Origin of the sequence: Maricaulis sp., from assembly GCF_048269565.1 — a bacterium.
Taxonomy (GTDB): Bacteria; Pseudomonadota; Alphaproteobacteria; order Caulobacterales; family Maricaulaceae; genus Maricaulis.
Genome location: NZ_JBLXIK010000002.1, coordinates 198,352 through 214,130, shown reverse-complemented (window position 1 = coordinate 214,130; position 15,779 = coordinate 198,352). Strand labels below are relative to the sequence as shown.

Here is a 15,779-nt window from a genome sequence, read left to right as displayed (position 1 = left end):
TTCTCTCCCCGATTTGTATTTTGCGACCACTCTTCGCTCTGGCCAAGTGCTGTGCACCGCGCTAACGCTAGGGTCTGCAATACGTGAGCGCTTCCCATGCTGGTTGCCGACCATTTGGTGAAAGAATTCGGAGGCCTGCGGGCCGTCGACGATGTCAGTTTCGTGATCGAGCGCGGTGAGGTGCTCGGCTTTCTCGGGCCAAACGGGGCTGGCAAGTCCACGACCATGCGCATGCTGGCCGGTTGCCTCGAGCCCGATGCCGGCTGTGCCCGCATTGCCGGCCATGATTGCGTCGAGGACCGGATCGAGGCTCAGTCGCGTCTGGGTTATCTGCCCGAAGGCGCCCCGGCCTATCCGGCGATGACGCCGCGGGCCTTTGTCGCGTTCGGGCTGCAGGTACGCGGTTTCTCCGGCGATGCCCTGAAACGTGCTACTGCGCTGGCGCTGGAACGCGCCCGCCTTGGTGCTGCCGCCTCGCAACCGATCGGGACCTTGTCCAAGGGCTACAAGCGCCGCGCTGCCCTGGCGGCCGCCATCGCCCACGATCCCGCCGTGCTGATCCTTGACGAACCCACGGACGGGCTTGATCCCAACCAGAAGGACGGGGTGCGCGAGCTGATCCGCGAGATGGCGCCGGAAAAGGCGATCATCATCTCGACCCATATTCTCGACGAGGTCCCCGCCGTATGCAGCCGCGCCATCATCATCGCCCAGGGCCGCCTGCTGTTTGACGGTACGCCGCATGCGCTGGAGGCCGTCACGGAAGCCGGAAGCATCGAGGCCGCCTTCCGGCATTTCACCGCCGGCATACCCGCTATCGGCGAGGCTGCCTGATGGGATCGCTGGTCGCCGTGTATCGCCGCGAGTTGACGGCCTATTTCCAGACGCCGCTCGCCTATGTATTTCTGGCGGTCTTTGCCTTTGCTGCACCCGCCTTTGCCTTCCATATCGGCCGTTTTTTCGACACCAACCGCGCCGATCTCGCCCCGCTGTTCGATTATCTGCCCTGGCTGCTGGTGATCCTGATGCCGGCGCTGGCGATGCGGGCCTGGGCCGAGGAACGCGATCGCGGTACGCTGGAATTCCTGATGTCGCTGCCGATTCCGCTCTGGGCCTCGACCGGCGGTAAATTCCTCGCCGCCTGGACGGTCGCGGCCGCGGCGATCCTCCTGACCATGCCGATGTGGATCGCGGTGAATTATCTCGGCTCGCCCGATAATATGGCGATCGCCACCGCCTATCTCGGCGCCCTGTTGCTGGCCGGCGGCTATCTCGCCATCGGCCAGGCCCTGTCGGCGACGACCTCCAACCAGGTGGTGGCTTTTGTGCTCGGTGCCGGTGCCTGTTTCATCCTCACCATGGCCGGTCTGCCGCTGGTGCTCTCGGTGCTGGGGGACAATGCCCCCGCTGCCGTCTCCGAATTCGTCGCCGGTCTCAGCGCGCTCGAGCACTATGACGCGCTGCGCAATGGCGTGATCGACCTGACCGACCTGTTGTATTTCGCCGGCCTGATCTTCGCTTCGCTGGGGGCGGCCGGTGTGATGATTGCCGAACAGCGCGGGGGCAGCCGATGAAGAAGGCCCTCTATCTGCCGCTGATGCTGGCCAGCATTGTCCTGCTCTTTCTTGCCGGCACTTTCCTGGCGGGCCAATGGCTGCCAGGGGTGCGGATCGATCTGACCCAGAATGGTCTCTACCGGCTCTCGCCCGGCACGCTCGCGGTGATCAACCGTCTCAACGAGCCGGTTGAATGGCGCTTCTACCATTCGCGCTCCGAGGCGGCGCAATATCCGGCGATCCGCAGTTATGCCACCCGGGTACGCGAATTGCTGCGCGCCTATGAGAAACAGTCCGGCGGTCGTATCCGGCTGATCGAGATCGATCCGGCGCCATTCTCGCAGGCCGAGGACGAGGCGCTGGCGGCGGGTCTGCATTCCCTGCCAACCGACACCGGTGACCAGATCTTCTTCGGCCTGGTGGCACGTAATTCTGTCGATGACAGTGCGGTGATCGATCTGTTCGACCAGGCCGACGAGGCGCGGCTGGAATATGACATCACCCGCCTGATCTCCGATATCGACCGGCCGGAACGGCCGCGTCTGGCGGTGCTGTCCGGCCTGCCGCTTGAGCCCTCCAGCGGGGCCCCCAACCGTTTCATCGCCGACCTCAACGCCGCCTATGACCTGCAATGGATCGAGCGCGATTTCGAAGCCATTCCCGATGCCGCCGCGCTTGTGATCATCCATCCCGGCCGCCTCAGCGAGGGGCAACTCTATCTGATTGACCAGTTTGCGCTGCGGCGCGGACGGGTTCTGCTCTTCATCGATCCGATGGCGCATCTGGCCCTGCGTCCCGGGCTCGACGGCCTGCCGCCGGTCGATGCCCACCGCGCATCCGACCTGCCGCAATTGCTCGCCAATTGGGGCGTTGCCTGGGACAGCCAGACCGTGGCGATGGATCGCACGCTCGGTCTGCCGGTCGAGATCATCGATACCGATGGCCGCGCCCGTCGCCGTGCCTATCCGCTCTGGTTCTCGATTGGCAGCGCCCAGATCGACGGCGAGGATCTCGCGACCTCGACGCTTGATCGCGGCATCAATTTCGGCTCCCCCGGCGCGCTCGAATTCCTCCCCGACAGTGGTTTTGACGTGACGCCGCTGCTGACCACCAGCCCCGATGGCGCCCTGGTCGATGCCGATATCGCGGCCGGCGCCCCGAGCCCGGATGACCTGCTGCGCGATTACGAGCCGCAACACCAGCCGGTGATCCTCGGCGCCCGCTTGCGCGGCGAGACCGGCACGGCCTTCCCGGACGGGCCACCGGCCGGTGATGTGATGTTCAGTCCCGCCGAGCATTTGGCGCGTTCGCAGGTGCCGCTGGACCTGACCGTGATTGCCGATATCGATTGGCTCGACGACAGTTTCTACCTGCGCAGTGACCCGGCCGCTGGAGACATGATCGTTGCCGACAATCTGGCGCTGGCGATGAATCTGGTCGATATGGCGGCCGGTGACCCGGCCCTGATCGGCTTGCGGTCGCGCGCTCCTTCGGCCCGGCCGATGACGCGCGTCGATACGCTGCGGGCCGAGGCCGAGGCGCGTTATGTCGAGATCCAGGACCGGCTCGAGGCCGAGATCGAGGTCGCCGAGACGCGGCTGCAGGAATTGCTGGGCTCTGGCCAGGCATCCGGTCTGGCCGATCCGGGCGCACGGGCCGGCCGTGATGAAGCGATGGCGCTGCGCCAGCAAATCCTGGCGACCCGGGCCCGTCTGCGCGAGGTCGAGCGGGACTTCCGCCATGATATCGATGCCCTCAATGCCAGTCTGCAATTCTGGACCATTGGTGTGCCCCCGGCCCTGGTGGTATTGCTGGGTCTGGCCGGAACGCTGGTGCGCCGCCGCAGGAGTGCCCGATGAGCCGGCCGATGGATCGTCAAAGACTGCGCCACCTGTTGATCACCGGCGGTATCGCCGCACTTCTGCTGGTTGGCGCGGCGGCAACGCTCGTCATTCAGGCCCGGCGTGACTGGCAGCCCGAGGTCAGCGGCCCGGTGTTGCCGGACTGGTCAACGACCGTCGCCAATGCCCGCGAGATCGAGATCACCGGCCCGGAGGATCATTTCACCCTGGCGCGCGGTGAGGCCGGCTGGGTGATGCCGAGCCGTGATGATCATCCCGTGATCCCCGAACGCCTTGCCGAGCTCGACGCCTTTCTCGCCGATCTGCGCTATGCCGGGGCCCGCACCGCCGATCCGGCCAAGCTGGCGCGGCTGGAACTGGCCGATGCCGGTCAGCCCGGCGCCGGCACCCGGCTGACGGTGCGCGGCAGCGAGGGTGGGGTCCTGACCGACATCCTGATCGGCGCAGCGCGCAATGGCTTGATCTATCTTCGCTTCCCGGAGCGGCCGCGCAGCTATGCCGCCGAGCTCTCCGATGGCGGCGCGGCCGTGCCGGCGATGGGGCTTGCTGATGGCTGGCTGGAGCTTGATTTCATTGCACTGGACAGTTCCGACATCGCCCGCACCGCGATCACGCCGGAGCGGGGTCCGGCCTATGTGTTTGAGCGGGCCGGGCGTTCGGCGCGCAATTTCTCGCTGCGCGAGCCCGGCGGCTGGCGTCCGATCACGGCCGGGGCCGGCAATGGCCCCTCGGCGGCCCTGTCACGCCTGCGCTTCCGCGATGTGCGCCGGGCCGACCGGCTGCGCGGCGAGCCGGTTGGACGCCATGTCGAGGAAACCTTTTCCGGCCTGCGTGTCAGACTCGATATCCTGGCGCTGGGCGAGACCCGCTGGGCGGTGATCGAGGCGGAAGCGTTGACCGATGGCGGCCGAGCGGCTGCCGATGCAATCAATGCCCGCACTGCGGGCTGGGCCTATCTGCTGAGTGATCTGAGCCTTGACCGGTTATTGCGGCCGCTCGACGAGATTGCCGATTACACGGGAGCCAGTCATGCGTCTGAACCAGGTGACGATTCCGGTCAGTGACATTTCGCGATCGAAGGATTTCTATCAACGGCTCGGCTTTCGTCTTCTGGTCGATTCGCCGCATTATTCGCGCTTCCTGGCGCCGCAGGGCGATACGACCTTTTCGCTGCACCTGAGCCCCGATGCCATCGTGCCGGGCGCGGTGATCTATCTGGAATGCGATGCGCTCGATGACGAGGTTGCGGCGCTGCAGGCCGAGGGTTTCGAGTTCGAGACCGGGCCGGCGGATATGGGCTGGCTGTGGCGCGAGGCCAATCTGCGCGACCCGGACGGGCATCTGATCAAGCTCTATCATGCCGGCGTCAACCGCATCGATCCGCCCTGGCGGGTCAAGCCGGAGGCCTGAACGCGGCAGGTCAGCCCGTGCCGGGTGTGGCCCTGTAATCGGCCTGCTCGCCTTCCCCGACACGCATCAGCCGGTCGGCGGCGGCGCGGGCGAAGCGCAGGGTCAGGGCCTTGCGCCGGGCCGGGGCGAGGGTGAGGACCGGGCTTTCGCGGATGATGGCGCCGCCAAAACCGTCGGCAACGATCAGACCGGCATGCTCGGGGATCACCGCGTGGGGGAAGCGTTGCGAGACGGCGAAATAGATCCTTTCGCAATAGCCGGTGTAGTCATTCCATTTATGGTCGGCGCGGAAATCGGCAATGCCGGATTTGACCTCGATAATGGTAATCTCGCCCTTGCGGCCGATGGCGGCGAGATCGGCACGGCGGCCATCGGGCAGCGAGAATTCCGGGATGGCGCTGAAGCCCATCTGCCACAGGAGCCGCGCGGCGCCGCGCATCAGCGCCCGGGCGTCATCGATCTGCGGATTGCGGTCGGAGGCGACGTCTGAGAGATCCATGGGGGCAGTTTGTTCGGTTTTTGTTCGCATGACAAGCCAAAGCCCTCACGGATATTGCGGCATTGAAGCGTGCGTTCGTGGCCGGGACGCGTTAGAGGCGTCACAGCAAAACCGGATATCGCCATGACCACGACCGCCAATCTGACCCCGCCGACCCTGTCGGACTTCGAAAGCCTCGCCAGAACCGCCTGGGAGCAGATGCCCGGGGCCTATCGGGCCCTGTGCGGCCATGTCGAACTCTTCGTCGCCGATTTCGCCGATGCGGAAATGCTCGAGGCTGTGGGGCTGGAAGATCCCTTCGAGCTCACCGGCCTGTATATGGGCGTGGACCTGACGCAGCAGTCGAGCATGGACCCGTCACCGGAGGCGTCGCGCGTCTTTTTGTTCCGGCGTCCGATCCTTGATGAATGGGCCGAGCGCGAGACGGTGACGCTGGGCGAGCTGATCGCGCATGTCCTGGTGCATGAGATCGGGCATCATTTCGGCCTGTCCGATGAAGATATGCACAAAATCGAGGATTCAGGCGCCTGAACGGCCGGTGAGTCCTGATCTGCGGGTTTGGTCACAAGCCATTGCCGCATGACCCGCAAATCCGGACTCGGGCGGCAAAACCGGCCAGAATTCCCTAACGAGACGTAAAAAAACGCCCGCTGGTTGAACAGCGGGCGTTTTCGATACGGTAAGGAAGAGAGGGCTCAGCCCTTCTTCTTTGGCTCGCGCTTGACGATGCCGCGACCGGTGGTGCGCTCGGTGATCCGGGCCGATTTGCCGCGACGGTCGCGCAGATAGTACAGCTTGGCGCGGCGAACCTTGCCCTTGCGGACAATCTCGATCTTTTCGACGTTCGGCGAATACATCGGGAAGACGCGCTCGACGCCTTCACCGAAGGAGATCTTGCGGACGGTGTAGCTCTCATTGAGGCCGCCACCATTGCGGGCGATGCAGACGCCTTCATAGACCTGGACGCGCTCGCGCTCGCCTTCCTTGATGCGCACGTGAACGCGCAGCGTATCGCCAGCGGCGAAATCAGGGAGGACCTTGTCGCCGAGGACGCGGGTCGCTTCTTCTTGTTCGATCTGCTGGATCGTGTTCATCGCGCATTCTCCTTGCGCCCCAGATACCGGGACCAAAGGTCCGGGCGGCGCTTCTTCGTTATCTCTTCTGCCATCTCGCGGCGCCAGGCCTCGATCCGGCCATGATGCCCCGAGAGCAGCACTTCGGGCGTCTCTCTATCCTCCCAAACGCGCGGTCGCGTATAGTGAGGATATTCAAGGAGATCGCCCTCGAAACTCTCATCTTCGGCCGAGGCCGGGTCACCCAGCACGCCGGGTAGCAATCGCACGCAGGCTTCGATGAGAAGCTGAGCGGCGACTTCGCCCCCGGCCAGCACGGCATCGCCGACACTGACCTCCTCCATGTCGCGCCCTTCAATGACCCTTTGATCGAGGCCTTCGAAGCGTCCGCAAAACACGGCAATACCGGGACCAGCTGCCCATTCCCGCACTCGCGCTTGAGAAAGGGGCCGTCCCCGGGGTGTCAAATAGATCAACGGCCGTTTCTCACCACTCCAGCGAGACTGCACCGCATCGATCGCCGCTGCCGCTACATCAGGCCGGAGCACCATACCAGCACCCCCGCCTGACGGAGTATCGTCAACGGAGCGGTGCTTATGACGGGAAAACTCGCGGATGTCCACAGCTTCAAGCGCCCAAAGCCCACGATTCGCAGCGGCCCCGATCAGCGACACCCCAAGCACGCCAGGGAAGGCCTCGGGGAAGAGGGTGAGGGCCGTCGCGGTCCAGGGGATTTGGGGGGTGGTTTCGGTCATGGCGCGGGGTTTAGCAGGGATGGTGGGTAAAGGGGAGGGGGAGGTCAGTAGTACGCCCATTGTTCCGTGGCGATGCTCCGCCACCCGTCCTCGCCGTATGCGTAGATGGTTGCGCTCATGCCTTCACTGTCGAGGAGTAGCGCCCGGTAGCCAGATTCGTTGAAAACCGGCCGTGCAATCTGGATGAAATAGCCACTGGCTGAGGGCGGTGGCTCCAGCCGGAGTGGGTGATTGGGCGGCAGAGTTGCCGCGCGCATTCTTGCTTCTTGTATAGGCCTCCAACGCGCCTCCATCTCGGTTCGCGTCGCCCACTGTTCGGCGGCGATCCCGGGACAGGAAATCGGGCCGCCGGCGCGCCAGCCGTTCCAGGCCTCCTGGAGCACGCTCAGCGGAAGTTGCCGGAATGCCCGCATCCAGTCCTCAGAGGCATGCGAGCGCCCCCCGGTGTAGGGGGTCCCGCTGAGCAGGCGCAGGAATTCATCGAACCCTGCGAACTCAAACGCTGGATTGTCGTGCGCAGAGGCAAAATATCGGGAATAATAGACCGGACCGGGTAGCGCATCCCCGATATCCTCGAGCATCTCGCAGGTGTAGCGCGCATCCCGGGCCGCTCGACCGGCATCCTGGCCGGCTGCGGTGGCGGCCAGGCCTATCGTCATCGCGATGGCGGTCAGGATGCGCACGGAATGGGCCTTTCTCTTCGATCCTTCAGGCGCCGTGAATGCTTTGTACCAGTTTCGCGGGCATTTCCGGCGAAAACAAGGTGCGTCGGCTCTCGCACCTAACCCTCCGCATCCGTAAACCCGTGCCAGGCGGATAATTCACGGACGCGCTTCTTGACGGCGCGGTAGCGGACCGGCTTGTCGCGCGAGAGCATCGTCATGCTGTCGATCCAGGCATGGCCGATCCGGCGCTCGGGCACATGGCGCAACAGCTTGTCGGCGAAGGCCATCACGCGCTCCGGCTCGCTCGCCTTCGAGGCGGCCAGCATGCCCTCGAACAACATGTCGAGGGCGGCGGCCTGATAGGCGCCCATCAGCGGGTCGTCATTGTATTTAAGGTGGGCGGGTTGTTTGGGATGGTTCTTTCTCATCTCGGCCTCCTGTCTGCCGGGGCGGCGGGGTGCACCAAAATCTCCACGCGGCTGGCCGCTGGAGGGATGGGAGGGTGTGGGACGCCGGCGAATGCCGGTAACGCGTATAATTTAAGTGTGACATCCGTGACGTCCCACACGTGCAGTTTTCCCGGGCTGTCTCCACCCCGTTTCCAATCCGGAAAGGTACTCAGGTCGGTCGTTTAGTGCCGTCAGACCCTTCTGGACGCCCTGCCAGCGCTCGGGATGTCACCCCTTCGCCCGGACAGGCTGCACGCTCCCGACCGCCGCGACTGACTGAGCTCACGCCTCCCGTGCGACCGGAACGAGGTGATTATGCGCCAGGGTTTGGGGGGCGGGGATAAGTTGGCTCACTTTTCGTCATCCTGGTGAAAGCCGGGACCTCGATCGACCGGGCTCCGCGCCTGCTATGTCGAGGTCCCGGCCTTCGCCGGGATGACGTGGGATGATTGTCGACGGTGGGGGATAAGTGCTGACAAACACAGCCCCCACAACCCCGAACAATCCAATTTTTGTCATCCCGGACGGATGCCCCGCGCAGGCGGGGCGCAGATCCGGGACCTACCCGTGAGACCAGCTGGTCCAATGGGTAGGTCCCGGAGCTACGCCCGGATCGCTGTCGCGTCCGGGCATCCGTCCGGGATGACAAGTAATTGTATTTATTGTTATTTAAGCGACTCGCCGCCGCCCGCTTCCTCATCCTTCGAACCGACTTCTTCCGGCGGATCGATCGTGATCAGACCGTCTGTCAGCGAGATATGGGGGACGAAATCGCGGGTGAAGGGGAGGAACCAGTCGCCATTGCAGCCGGGCGTGGCGGTGATTTCCAGCAGATCGCCGGAGCCGTAATCATGCACCGCCTTGAGCTTGCCCATCGGGGCGCCGTCGAGGCCCTGGACGGTGAGGCCGATCAGGTCGGCATGGTAATATTCCTCATCGTCCAGCTCGGGCAGGGCCGCGCGCGGGACGAAAAGCTGGGTGCCGCGCAGCGCCTGAGCGTCTTCGCGGCTCAATTCCTGCTCGAAGGCGACGACCCAGCCATCCTTGACCGGACGCCAGCGTTTGGCGCGCAGGATTTCCTTGCCGGCGGCATCGAGGAAGGGGCCATAGGTGAAGGCGGCTTCCGGATCGCCGGTAAAACTCTTGACCTTGCATTCGCCGCGCACGCCATGGGCCGCCGCGATGGCGGCAACGAAAACGAGATCGGCGGCGGGTTTGGCGGTCATGCAGGGGGCTTTCACTCCGCCACCCGGATCCCCGACCGGCACAGGGCCGGGCGGGGACGGGAAGGACGGTCTGTCATACGAAAAGGCGAAGCCTGTCCGGACTATTCTTCAGCTGGCGCTTCGGCTTCAGCAGCAGGCGCTTCTTCGGCCGGAGCCTCTTCAGCGGCAGGCGCTTCCTTGGCAGCCTTGGCTTCGGCAATAGCGGTCAGGCGGGCTTCTTCCTTCTCGGCCTTTTCGGCAGCGAGTTCCTTGGCTTTCTGGCCGGGCTCACCCTTTTTCGGGTTGGAGCCGGCTTTCCAGGCCCAGGCGTCTGCTTCGGCCTGGTGGATGAAACGGCCGACCCGGTCGGTCGGCTGGGCACCCTTGGCGATCCAGGCCTTGGCCTTTTCCAGATCGAGCACGACGCGCTGGGCGTCTTTCGGCAGCATTGGATTGTAGGAGCCGATCTTTTCGATGAAACGGCCATCGCGCGGGGCGCGGGCGTCAGCAACGACGATACGGTAGTAAGGGCGCTTCTTGGCGCCGCCACGGGTCAGTCGGATTTTAAGAGACATTGCATTGGTCCTTCGGGTTCATGTCTGGTGGATTCGGGTTTGAAAATGCGGAGTTATTTCTTCGGGAAGCCGATTGGCAGGCCATCGGGTCCGAGCGGGGTGCCACCGAGGCCGGGCAGGCCCGGTGGTGAGGCGGGTTTGGTTGCGCCAAGGCCGGGAAAGTCTTTCGGGATCTCGCCGAGCGAGGGCTGCTGGCCACCCATCGGGCCGCCCATGCCCTTGGGCATGCTGCCACCCATGCCGCCCATCATGCCGGCGAGGCCGCCACGGCCGCCCTTGGAGGCCTTTTTCATCATGTCCGACATCTGCCGGTGCATCTTGAGCAGCTTGTTGACGTCGGCGACATCGACACCGGAACCGGCGGCGATGCGTTTCTTGCGGCTGGCCTTGAGAATCTCGGGCTTGGCGCGCTCGGCCTTGGTCATCGACAGGATGATGGCTTCCTGACGGGTCAGCATCTTGTCGTCCATGCCCGAAGCCGCGGCCTGGGCCTTGGCGGCCTTGTTCATGCCCGGCAGCATGCCCATGATCGAGCCGAGCCCGCCCATTTTCTTGAGCTGGCCGAATTGTTCGCGCAGATCGTCGAGGTCGAACTTGCCCTTGGCCATCTTCCTGGCCATGCGTTCGGCTTTTGCCTGGTCGATATCCTGGCTGGCCTTTTCGACCAGCGAGACAATATCGCCGCGGCCGAGAATGCGGCCGGCAACGCGGCGGGCATCGAAAGCATCGAGCCCGTCGGGCTTTTCCGAGACACCGAGAAATTTGATCGGCAGGCCGGTGACATGGCGCATCGACAGCGCTGCACCGCCGCGGCCATCACCGTCCATGCGGGTCAGGACCAGGCCGGTCAGCGGCAGGCGTTCGTGGAATTTGGCGGCCGTATTGACGGCGTCCTGACCGGTCAGCGCATCGGCGACCAGCAGGGTTTCGTGCGGATGCGTGACGTCGGCAATCGCCTTCGCCTCGCTCATCATCTCTTCATCGACCGAGGTGCGGCCGGCGGTATCGAGAATGACAACGTCAAAGCCCTGCAGACGGCCGGCGCTCATCGCGCGCTTGGCGATGTCGACGGCTTTCTGGCCCGGCACGATCGGCAGGAAGGCGACATCAATCTGGGCCGCCAGCTGCTGCAATTGCTCCATCGCGGCCGGACGGCGCGTATCGAGCGAGGCGAGCAGGACTTTTTTCTTGTGGCTCTCGGTGATGCGCTTGGCGAGCTTGCCGGCGGTGGTGGTTTTACCCGAGCCCTGCAGACCGGCCATCAGAATGGCAATCGGCGGTTCGCCCTCGAGATAGAGGCCTTCCGGCTCACCCTCGCCGCCGAGCAGTTCGACCAGCGCGTCATGGACGATCTTGATGACCTGCTGGCCCGGCGCGACGGCGCGGATAACGTCTTCACCGACGGCGCGTTCGCGGATCTGCTTGATGACGGATTTGACGACCGGCAGGGCGACATCGGCTTCCAGCAGGGCGACGCGAATTTCGCGCAGGGCGGCATCGACATCCTTCTCCGACAGCGCGCCGCGCCCGGTGAGACTGTCGAAAATACCGCCAAGCCTGTCTGTCAGTGTGTCGAACATATAGTCGTTGTCCTGCCTGTATCTGCCGGTCCCGCGCCAGAGGCGCAAAGCCCAGTCTTGTCGCGCCAAAGGCGCAAAGGGTCGCGACCCCGCTGAGCGAAAACTTCGCCGGGCGGGGATCTCGCCTGCCTCCCCCGTATCCCGGATCGCCGGGACGGATGTGCAGGTAAGACAAGCGGTAAGGCTTGCGTGATAAGTGGCGGCGTTTACGCGCGTGGGCGCGCCGAGTCAAGCTGCGCCATGGGGCGGCGCGTCTAGCGTTCGGCGTTTTTTGCCCCAAACACGGCGCTGGCGGTCATGATCGGCGCTGGCTGGGAGGGGGCGAAGTGCAATTGCGGGCGCGGGTCAGGGCGGGTCAGCAGGGCACCGAACACTGAGGCCAGCATGATGCAGACCGTCAGCCACAGCATGGCTGATTTGACGAGTGTTCCGCTGCTGCGCCCTGTCCTGGTCATCACGATCTCCGCCTCTTTGCGAGCGATGGAAGTCGAACCTGAGTCCGTTAATGAATGATAATGGCCTCAAATTGGCTGAAAATTTGGTCCGAAAATGGCTCAAATTGGACCTATCGCGGTTTTCCCCCGCCTGATCGGTCGCGGCCCTGTCTAGCGCCGGTGTGGCGATCAGCCCGTGACGACAGTCACGCCGCGTCCGCCCGGTCCCGTGGCGCAAGGCGTCGCCACACTTGCGGCCAGCGCAGGATGAACCACAGGCCGGTCCAGACATTGCCGAGCACAAAAATTGGCAGAATCCAGAACAGGGCCGGCAGCCAGCGCCGTTCGGTTGCCGCGATTACCAGGGCGCTGAGGACGAAACCGAAATAGAGATCGCCGAGGGTGACGATGCCCCAAGGCTCGCCGGTCAGCCAGTCGCCGGCGCCGGCAAAGTCCCCAGCCCTGACCGCCCAGATAATCAGGGCGGTCAGAACCAGCGTTGGGGCCAGCAGTAGAAGACGGGATCTTGAGGGCAAACGACTTCTCCTGCTTGGGGACGCAGGGGATGTACGCTGCCAGTTCGCGGCTGGATCACCGGGGGCCGGAAGATTTTCCGGCGCGCCGGCTAGACCTTGGCCGGGGCCCGGAAGACGTCCTCGTCGAGCTCGCCTTCCCACTTGGCAACCGCGGTCGCGACGGCGGCATCGCCGGTCACATTCACCGAGGTGCGGGCCATGTCCATGATGCGGTCGACCGGCAGGATGAAGCCGACAATGATCGCGGTGTGCTCCGGCGAGACGTCGAAGGTCTGCAGCACGATGGCGAGCAGGAAGAGCGAGGCCGAGGGAATGCCGGCAGCCCCGATCGAGACGATGGCGGCGGTCAGCGCGATCATGACGTAGTTCATGAAGGTCAGATCATAGCCGAAGGCCTGGGCGGTGAAGAGCGCCAGGATGCCGAGATAGAGGGCTGTGCCGTCCATATTGATCGTCGCGCCGAGCGGCAGGACCGAGCCGGCGACAGATTTTTTGATCCCGAGATTGTCCTCACAGGCCGCGATCGTCACCGGCAGGGTGGCCGAGGAGGAGGCGGTGGAATAGCCAACGGCGATCGGATCGGTCAGGCCGCGGAAGAAGCGGACCAGCGGCAGGTTGAGGACGACGCGGATCAGGAAGCCATAGGTGATCAGCGCGTGGGTGATGAGGCCGAGATAGACGGCGACGATCAGGACCAGCACCGATTGCAGTGATTCCAGGCCCTGGCTGGCGGCGGTGTAGGAGACGAGGGCGAAGACGCCATAGGGCGCCACTTCCATCACGTAATGCGTGATCTTGAGCACGACTTCGGAGGCCGAATTGAACAGGTCGGCGACCGGCTTGCCGACCTTGCCGGTGGCCAGGATGCCGACGCCGAGGAAGATCGAGAAGAAGATGATCGACAATACATTGCCATCGGCGAGGGCGGCGATCGGGTTGGTCGGGATGATTTCAAGCAGGCGGTCGGTGATCGACGGCGCTTCGGTGGAGACCGGCACGGCCTCGACATTGCCGAGATCGGCGCCGCGGCCCGGCTGGAAAATGGTGCCGAAGGTCAGCCCGATAATATTGGCAAACAGGGTGGTGACGAGATAGAGCGCGATTGTCTTGAGCCCGAGCGTGCCGAGCTTGGCCGGCTTGCCCATTGCGATCACGCCGGACACCAGCGTCGTGAAGATCAGGGGAACGATCAGCATGCGGATCAGGCTGATGAAGGCGGTGCCGACCGGGTGGACCCAGGTGGCGAGCCAGAGGGTCGCCTGTTCCTGTCCCATCACCTGCGAGGCCGCGACGCCAAAGACGACGCCTGCGGCCAGTCCAATGAGAACGCGCTGCCAGAGTTTGATCCCGAACCACCAACCCATGATTTTCCCTCCGCGACGCCGGCCGGTGGCCGCGTCGAATTATCCCTGAGCGCACACTAGTGCCTGTAGCGCTTCGGTCAATTGTCGGAGGTAGGGCGCGCCACGAGGGGTGCGCTGCGGATCAGTCGCGCTCGAAGCCGAGGGTGAGTTTCGACAGGATGCGATGGGCCGAGAACACCAGGCCGATCCCGCCCAGAAGATTGGCCAGGGCCGCGAAATCGCCCGGCAGCAGCAACTGGCCGCTTGCGATCAGGGCTGCGGAGATGCCCAGCTGTACCAGCAGGCTCGTCCAGGACAGGTCGGCAAAATGGCGCGCACGCGAAATCGTGCGCGTTGAAAACCACGTCCGCCCGCCGCGGAGCGCATGGCTCTCCGGATTGGTACGTTTGGGCAGGTGGTCGAGGGTATGATCAATCATGGACATAAGCTCATTATACGGAGCTTATTATGATTTGCAAGCCCTGTGGAAAACTCCCGAAAAACGTACTAATCCTAGTTGTTTTCGGGAGTTTTCTCCAGTCTGGGCGAATGTGGCCACTGTCTTAAAAAAGCCTAAACGACGCTTTCTGCAGCCAGGGTCTGGGCGACGGCGTTAACCGTGGCAGCGATCCGGATCGCGGTCTGGATCTGCTGGCTGGTCAGGCCGTGCTTGCGCAGTTCGGTCTCGTGGCTGTCGATGCACAGGCCGCAGCCATTCACCGCCGACACGGCCAGCGACCACAGCTCGAAATCGGCCTTGTCGACGCCGGGATTGGCCAGCACATTCATCCGCAGGCGCGCGGGCAGCGTGCCGTATTCCTTGTTCTTGGACAGGTGGATGAAGCGGTAATAGACATTGTTCATCCCCATGATCGCGGCCGCGGCCTTGGCGGCGTCGAGGGCGGCGGGCTCCATGTGCTGCGCCGCCTCGGTGCGGATGGCGCGCAGGGTCGAGGCCTCGCCGGTCGCGCAGGCGCTGGCGAGGAAGACGCCCCATTTCTTCTGGTCGTCGAGCTCGGTCTCGCGTGCCAGGGAGGATAGGTTGAGCTTCAGATCCTTCGCGTAATCGGGTAGGGCGTTTTTCAGGTCATCAAGGGTCATCGGGGTCTCCATGGCGAATAAGTCTTAATTGCAATGTCGGGGTCGAAAAAACCCCGATGCCGCCGCAGGCATGTCGCGGCGGCACCGGGGCCGGGTCGTCGGCGCCCCGGGGGGATAGGGCGCCGTCAGATCGGGATCAGAGCGTGTCGCCACCCACCGGACGGTTGCACGGGCAAAGCTCGTCGGTCTGCAGCGCATCGAGGACACGCAGCGTGTCTTCCGGATTGCGGCCGACATTGAGGTTGGTCACATAGACATGCTGGATGACGTTGTCGGGATCGACCACGAAGGTGGCGCGATAGGCGACACCGGCGTCGGAACGGATGCCGAGCGAATCGATCAGCGAGCCGGTCGTGTCGGCGAACTGCCACATCGGCAGCTTGTCGAGATCGGGGTGCTCGCGGCGCCAGGCCAGCTTGCAGAATTCATTGTCGGACGAACCGCCCATCAGCACCGCATCGCGATCCTCGAAATCACCGTTCAGCTTGGCGAAGGCGACGATCTCGGTCGGGCAGACAAAGGTAAAATCCTTGGGGTAGAAGAAGATCACCTTCCATTTGCCGGCAAAGCTCTCCTGGGTGATGTTCTCGAAGGCGGATTCGCCGTTTTCCTCGTGTGCATTGAAACCCGGCTTCACGCCCGTGATTTCGAAATCCGGCAGTTTTTCGCCAATACCCAGCATGTGTCTCTCCAGTTTAAGCGGCCGGCAGGAAGCGCCGGCGTCAGAATACGGTGC

Annotated in this window: 20 protein-coding genes; 6 read left to right on the top strand and 14 right to left on the bottom strand. The window is 64.1% G+C overall.

Annotated features, from left to right (window positions below; all coding sequences use genetic code 11):
• Positions 1-117: 117 nt before the first annotated feature.
• From ACN0YL_RS04520 to ACN0YL_RS04500, 5 genes are read left to right on the top strand one after another with little or no spacing between them, the layout of a single operon-like run.
• Positions 118-834, top strand: coding sequence for an ABC transporter ATP-binding protein (locus ACN0YL_RS04520; RefSeq protein WP_417492110.1), 717 nt, complete (start codon positions 118-120; stop codon positions 832-834).
• Positions 834-1,574, top strand: a complete 741-nt coding sequence (locus tag ACN0YL_RS04515) for an ABC transporter permease (protein ID WP_417492109.1) — start codon at positions 834-836, stop codon at positions 1,572-1,574. Before ACN0YL_RS04520 ends, ACN0YL_RS04515 begins: the two co-directional genes overlap by 1 nt.
• A complete protein-coding gene (locus ACN0YL_RS04510) occupies positions 1,571-3,415 on the top strand; it encodes a Gldg family protein (RefSeq protein WP_417497178.1) in 1,845 nt (614 codons plus the stop codon). Before ACN0YL_RS04515 ends, ACN0YL_RS04510 begins: the two co-directional genes overlap by 4 nt.
• Positions 3,412-4,482 carry a hypothetical protein gene (locus ACN0YL_RS04505; RefSeq protein WP_417497177.1) on the top strand — a complete coding sequence of 357 codons (1,071 nt, stop codon included), beginning with the start codon at positions 3,412-3,414 and terminating at the stop codon, positions 4,480-4,482. The genes ACN0YL_RS04510 and ACN0YL_RS04505 overlap by 4 nt, the downstream gene beginning before the upstream one ends.
• Positions 4,448-4,828, top strand: a complete 381-nt coding sequence (locus ACN0YL_RS04500; protein WP_417497176.1) for a VOC family protein — start codon at positions 4,448-4,450, stop codon at positions 4,826-4,828. Before ACN0YL_RS04505 ends, ACN0YL_RS04500 begins: the two co-directional genes overlap by 35 nt.
• Positions 4,829-4,838: 10 nt before the next feature.
• Here the strand turns inward: ACN0YL_RS04500 and ACN0YL_RS04495 are convergent, their stop codons facing one another.
• Positions 4,839-5,327, bottom strand: coding sequence for an MmcB family DNA repair protein (locus tag ACN0YL_RS04495; RefSeq protein ID WP_417497175.1), 489 nt, complete (start codon positions 5,325-5,327; stop codon positions 4,839-4,841).
• 123 nt (positions 5,328-5,450) lie between these two features.
• Here ACN0YL_RS04495 and ACN0YL_RS04490 point away from each other — a divergent pair, with 123 nt between their 5' ends.
• On the top strand, positions 5,451-5,858 hold the full coding sequence (locus ACN0YL_RS04490; RefSeq protein ID WP_417497174.1) for a metallopeptidase family protein: 408 nt from the start codon (positions 5,451-5,453) through the stop codon (positions 5,856-5,858).
• A gap of 164 nt (positions 5,859-6,022) precedes the next feature.
• Here ACN0YL_RS04490 and rplS read toward each other — a convergent pair whose 3' ends face one another.
• From rplS to ACN0YL_RS04425, 13 genes are all read right to left on the bottom strand, one after another.
• A complete protein-coding gene (gene rplS, locus ACN0YL_RS04485) occupies positions 6,023-6,421 on the bottom strand; it encodes a 50S ribosomal protein L19 (RefSeq protein ID WP_417469392.1) in 399 nt (132 codons plus the stop codon).
• Positions 6,418-7,155, bottom strand: coding sequence for a tRNA (guanosine(37)-N1)-methyltransferase TrmD (trmD, locus tag ACN0YL_RS04480; protein WP_417469393.1), 738 nt, complete (start codon positions 7,153-7,155; stop codon positions 6,418-6,420). Before trmD ends, rplS begins: the two co-directional genes overlap by 4 nt.
• A 44-nt stretch (positions 7,156-7,199) precedes the next feature.
• A complete protein-coding gene (locus tag ACN0YL_RS04475) occupies positions 7,200-7,838 on the bottom strand; it encodes a hypothetical protein (RefSeq protein WP_417492103.1) in 639 nt (212 codons plus the stop codon).
• A 98-nt stretch (positions 7,839-7,936) separates the two neighbouring features.
• Positions 7,937-8,248 (bottom strand): hypothetical protein, encoded by a 312-nt coding sequence (locus ACN0YL_RS04470; RefSeq protein ID WP_417492102.1) that lies wholly within the window; start codon positions 8,246-8,248, stop codon positions 7,937-7,939.
• A 686-nt stretch (positions 8,249-8,934) separates the two neighbouring features.
• Entirely contained in the window at positions 8,935-9,495 is a 561-nt protein-coding gene (gene rimM / locus ACN0YL_RS04465) for a ribosome maturation factor RimM (RefSeq protein WP_417497173.1), read from the bottom strand.
• A gap of 101 nt (positions 9,496-9,596) precedes the next feature.
• A complete protein-coding gene (rpsP, locus tag ACN0YL_RS04460) occupies positions 9,597-10,049 on the bottom strand; it encodes a 30S ribosomal protein S16 (RefSeq protein WP_417497172.1) in 453 nt (150 codons plus the stop codon).
• A 53-nt stretch (positions 10,050-10,102) separates the two neighbouring features.
• Positions 10,103-11,629, bottom strand: coding sequence for a signal recognition particle protein (gene ffh, locus ACN0YL_RS04455; RefSeq protein ID WP_417497171.1), 1,527 nt, complete (start codon positions 11,627-11,629; stop codon positions 10,103-10,105).
• Between the two features lie 254 nt (positions 11,630-11,883).
• Positions 11,884-12,084, bottom strand: coding sequence for a hypothetical protein (locus ACN0YL_RS04450; protein ID WP_417497170.1), 201 nt, complete (start codon positions 12,082-12,084; stop codon positions 11,884-11,886).
• Positions 12,085-12,269: 185 nt separating this feature from the next.
• Entirely contained in the window at positions 12,270-12,599 is a 330-nt protein-coding gene (locus ACN0YL_RS04445; protein WP_417492097.1) for a hypothetical protein, read from the bottom strand.
• 89 nt (positions 12,600-12,688) lie between these two features.
• The gene (locus ACN0YL_RS04440) at positions 12,689-13,963 is read right to left on the bottom strand and encodes a dicarboxylate/amino acid:cation symporter (RefSeq protein ID WP_417492096.1); all 1,275 of its coding nucleotides are present in this window, start codon (positions 13,961-13,963) and stop codon (positions 12,689-12,691) included.
• A 121-nt stretch (positions 13,964-14,084) separates the two neighbouring features.
• Complete coding sequence (locus ACN0YL_RS04435; RefSeq protein WP_417492095.1) at positions 14,085-14,381, bottom strand: hypothetical protein; 297 nt, start codon at positions 14,379-14,381, stop codon at positions 14,085-14,087.
• Between the two features lie 134 nt (positions 14,382-14,515).
• A complete protein-coding gene (locus ACN0YL_RS04430; RefSeq protein WP_417492094.1) occupies positions 14,516-15,043 on the bottom strand; it encodes a carboxymuconolactone decarboxylase family protein in 528 nt (175 codons plus the stop codon).
• Between the two features lie 136 nt (positions 15,044-15,179).
• A complete protein-coding gene (locus tag ACN0YL_RS04425; protein ID WP_417492093.1) occupies positions 15,180-15,725 on the bottom strand; it encodes a peroxiredoxin in 546 nt (181 codons plus the stop codon).
• Positions 15,726-15,779: the final 54 nt, after the last annotated feature.

What these genes read in the sequence shown, in the direction of transcription:
- trmD (WP_417469393.1), bottom strand. Translation starts at nt 7,155, where the DNA reads ATGACCGAAACCACCCCCCAAATCCCCTGGACCGCGACGGCCCTCACC.
- ACN0YL_RS04500 (WP_417497176.1), top strand. Translation starts at nt 4,448, where the DNA reads ATGCGTCTGAACCAGGTGACGATTCCGGTCAGTGACATTTCGCGATCG.
- ACN0YL_RS04470 (WP_417492102.1), bottom strand. Translation starts at nt 8,248, where the DNA reads ATGAGAAAGAACCATCCCAAACAACCCGCCCACCTTAAATACAATGAC.
- ACN0YL_RS04450 (WP_417497170.1), bottom strand. Translation starts at nt 12,084, where the DNA reads ATGACCAGGACAGGGCGCAGCAGCGGAACACTCGTCAAATCAGCCATG.
- ACN0YL_RS04510 (WP_417497178.1), top strand. Translation starts at nt 1,571, where the DNA reads ATGAAGAAGGCCCTCTATCTGCCGCTGATGCTGGCCAGCATTGTCCTG.
- ACN0YL_RS04490 (WP_417497174.1), top strand. Translation starts at nt 5,451, where the DNA reads ATGACCACGACCGCCAATCTGACCCCGCCGACCCTGTCGGACTTCGAA.
- ACN0YL_RS04435 (WP_417492095.1), bottom strand. Translation starts at nt 14,381, where the DNA reads ATGATTGATCATACCCTCGACCACCTGCCCAAACGTACCAATCCGGAG.
- ACN0YL_RS04515 (WP_417492109.1), top strand. Translation starts at nt 834, where the DNA reads ATGGGATCGCTGGTCGCCGTGTATCGCCGCGAGTTGACGGCCTATTTC.
- rimM (WP_417497173.1), bottom strand. Translation starts at nt 9,495, where the DNA reads ATGACCGCCAAACCCGCCGCCGATCTCGTTTTCGTTGCCGCCATCGCG.
- ffh (WP_417497171.1), bottom strand. Translation starts at nt 11,629, where the DNA reads ATGTTCGACACACTGACAGACAGGCTTGGCGGTATTTTCGACAGTCTC.
- ACN0YL_RS04430 (WP_417492094.1), bottom strand. Translation starts at nt 15,043, where the DNA reads ATGACCCTTGATGACCTGAAAAACGCCCTACCCGATTACGCGAAGGAT.
- ACN0YL_RS04505 (WP_417497177.1), top strand. Translation starts at nt 3,412, where the DNA reads ATGAGCCGGCCGATGGATCGTCAAAGACTGCGCCACCTGTTGATCACC.
- ACN0YL_RS04425 (WP_417492093.1), bottom strand. Translation starts at nt 15,725, where the DNA reads ATGCTGGGTATTGGCGAAAAACTGCCGGATTTCGAAATCACGGGCGTG.
- ACN0YL_RS04495 (WP_417497175.1), bottom strand. Translation starts at nt 5,327, where the DNA reads ATGGATCTCTCAGACGTCGCCTCCGACCGCAATCCGCAGATCGATGAC.
- rpsP (WP_417497172.1), bottom strand. Translation starts at nt 10,049, where the DNA reads ATGTCTCTTAAAATCCGACTGACCCGTGGCGGCGCCAAGAAGCGCCCT.
- rplS (WP_417469392.1), bottom strand. Translation starts at nt 6,421, where the DNA reads ATGAACACGATCCAGCAGATCGAACAAGAAGAAGCGACCCGCGTCCTC.
- ACN0YL_RS04440 (WP_417492096.1), bottom strand. Translation starts at nt 13,963, where the DNA reads ATGGGTTGGTGGTTCGGGATCAAACTCTGGCAGCGCGTTCTCATTGGA.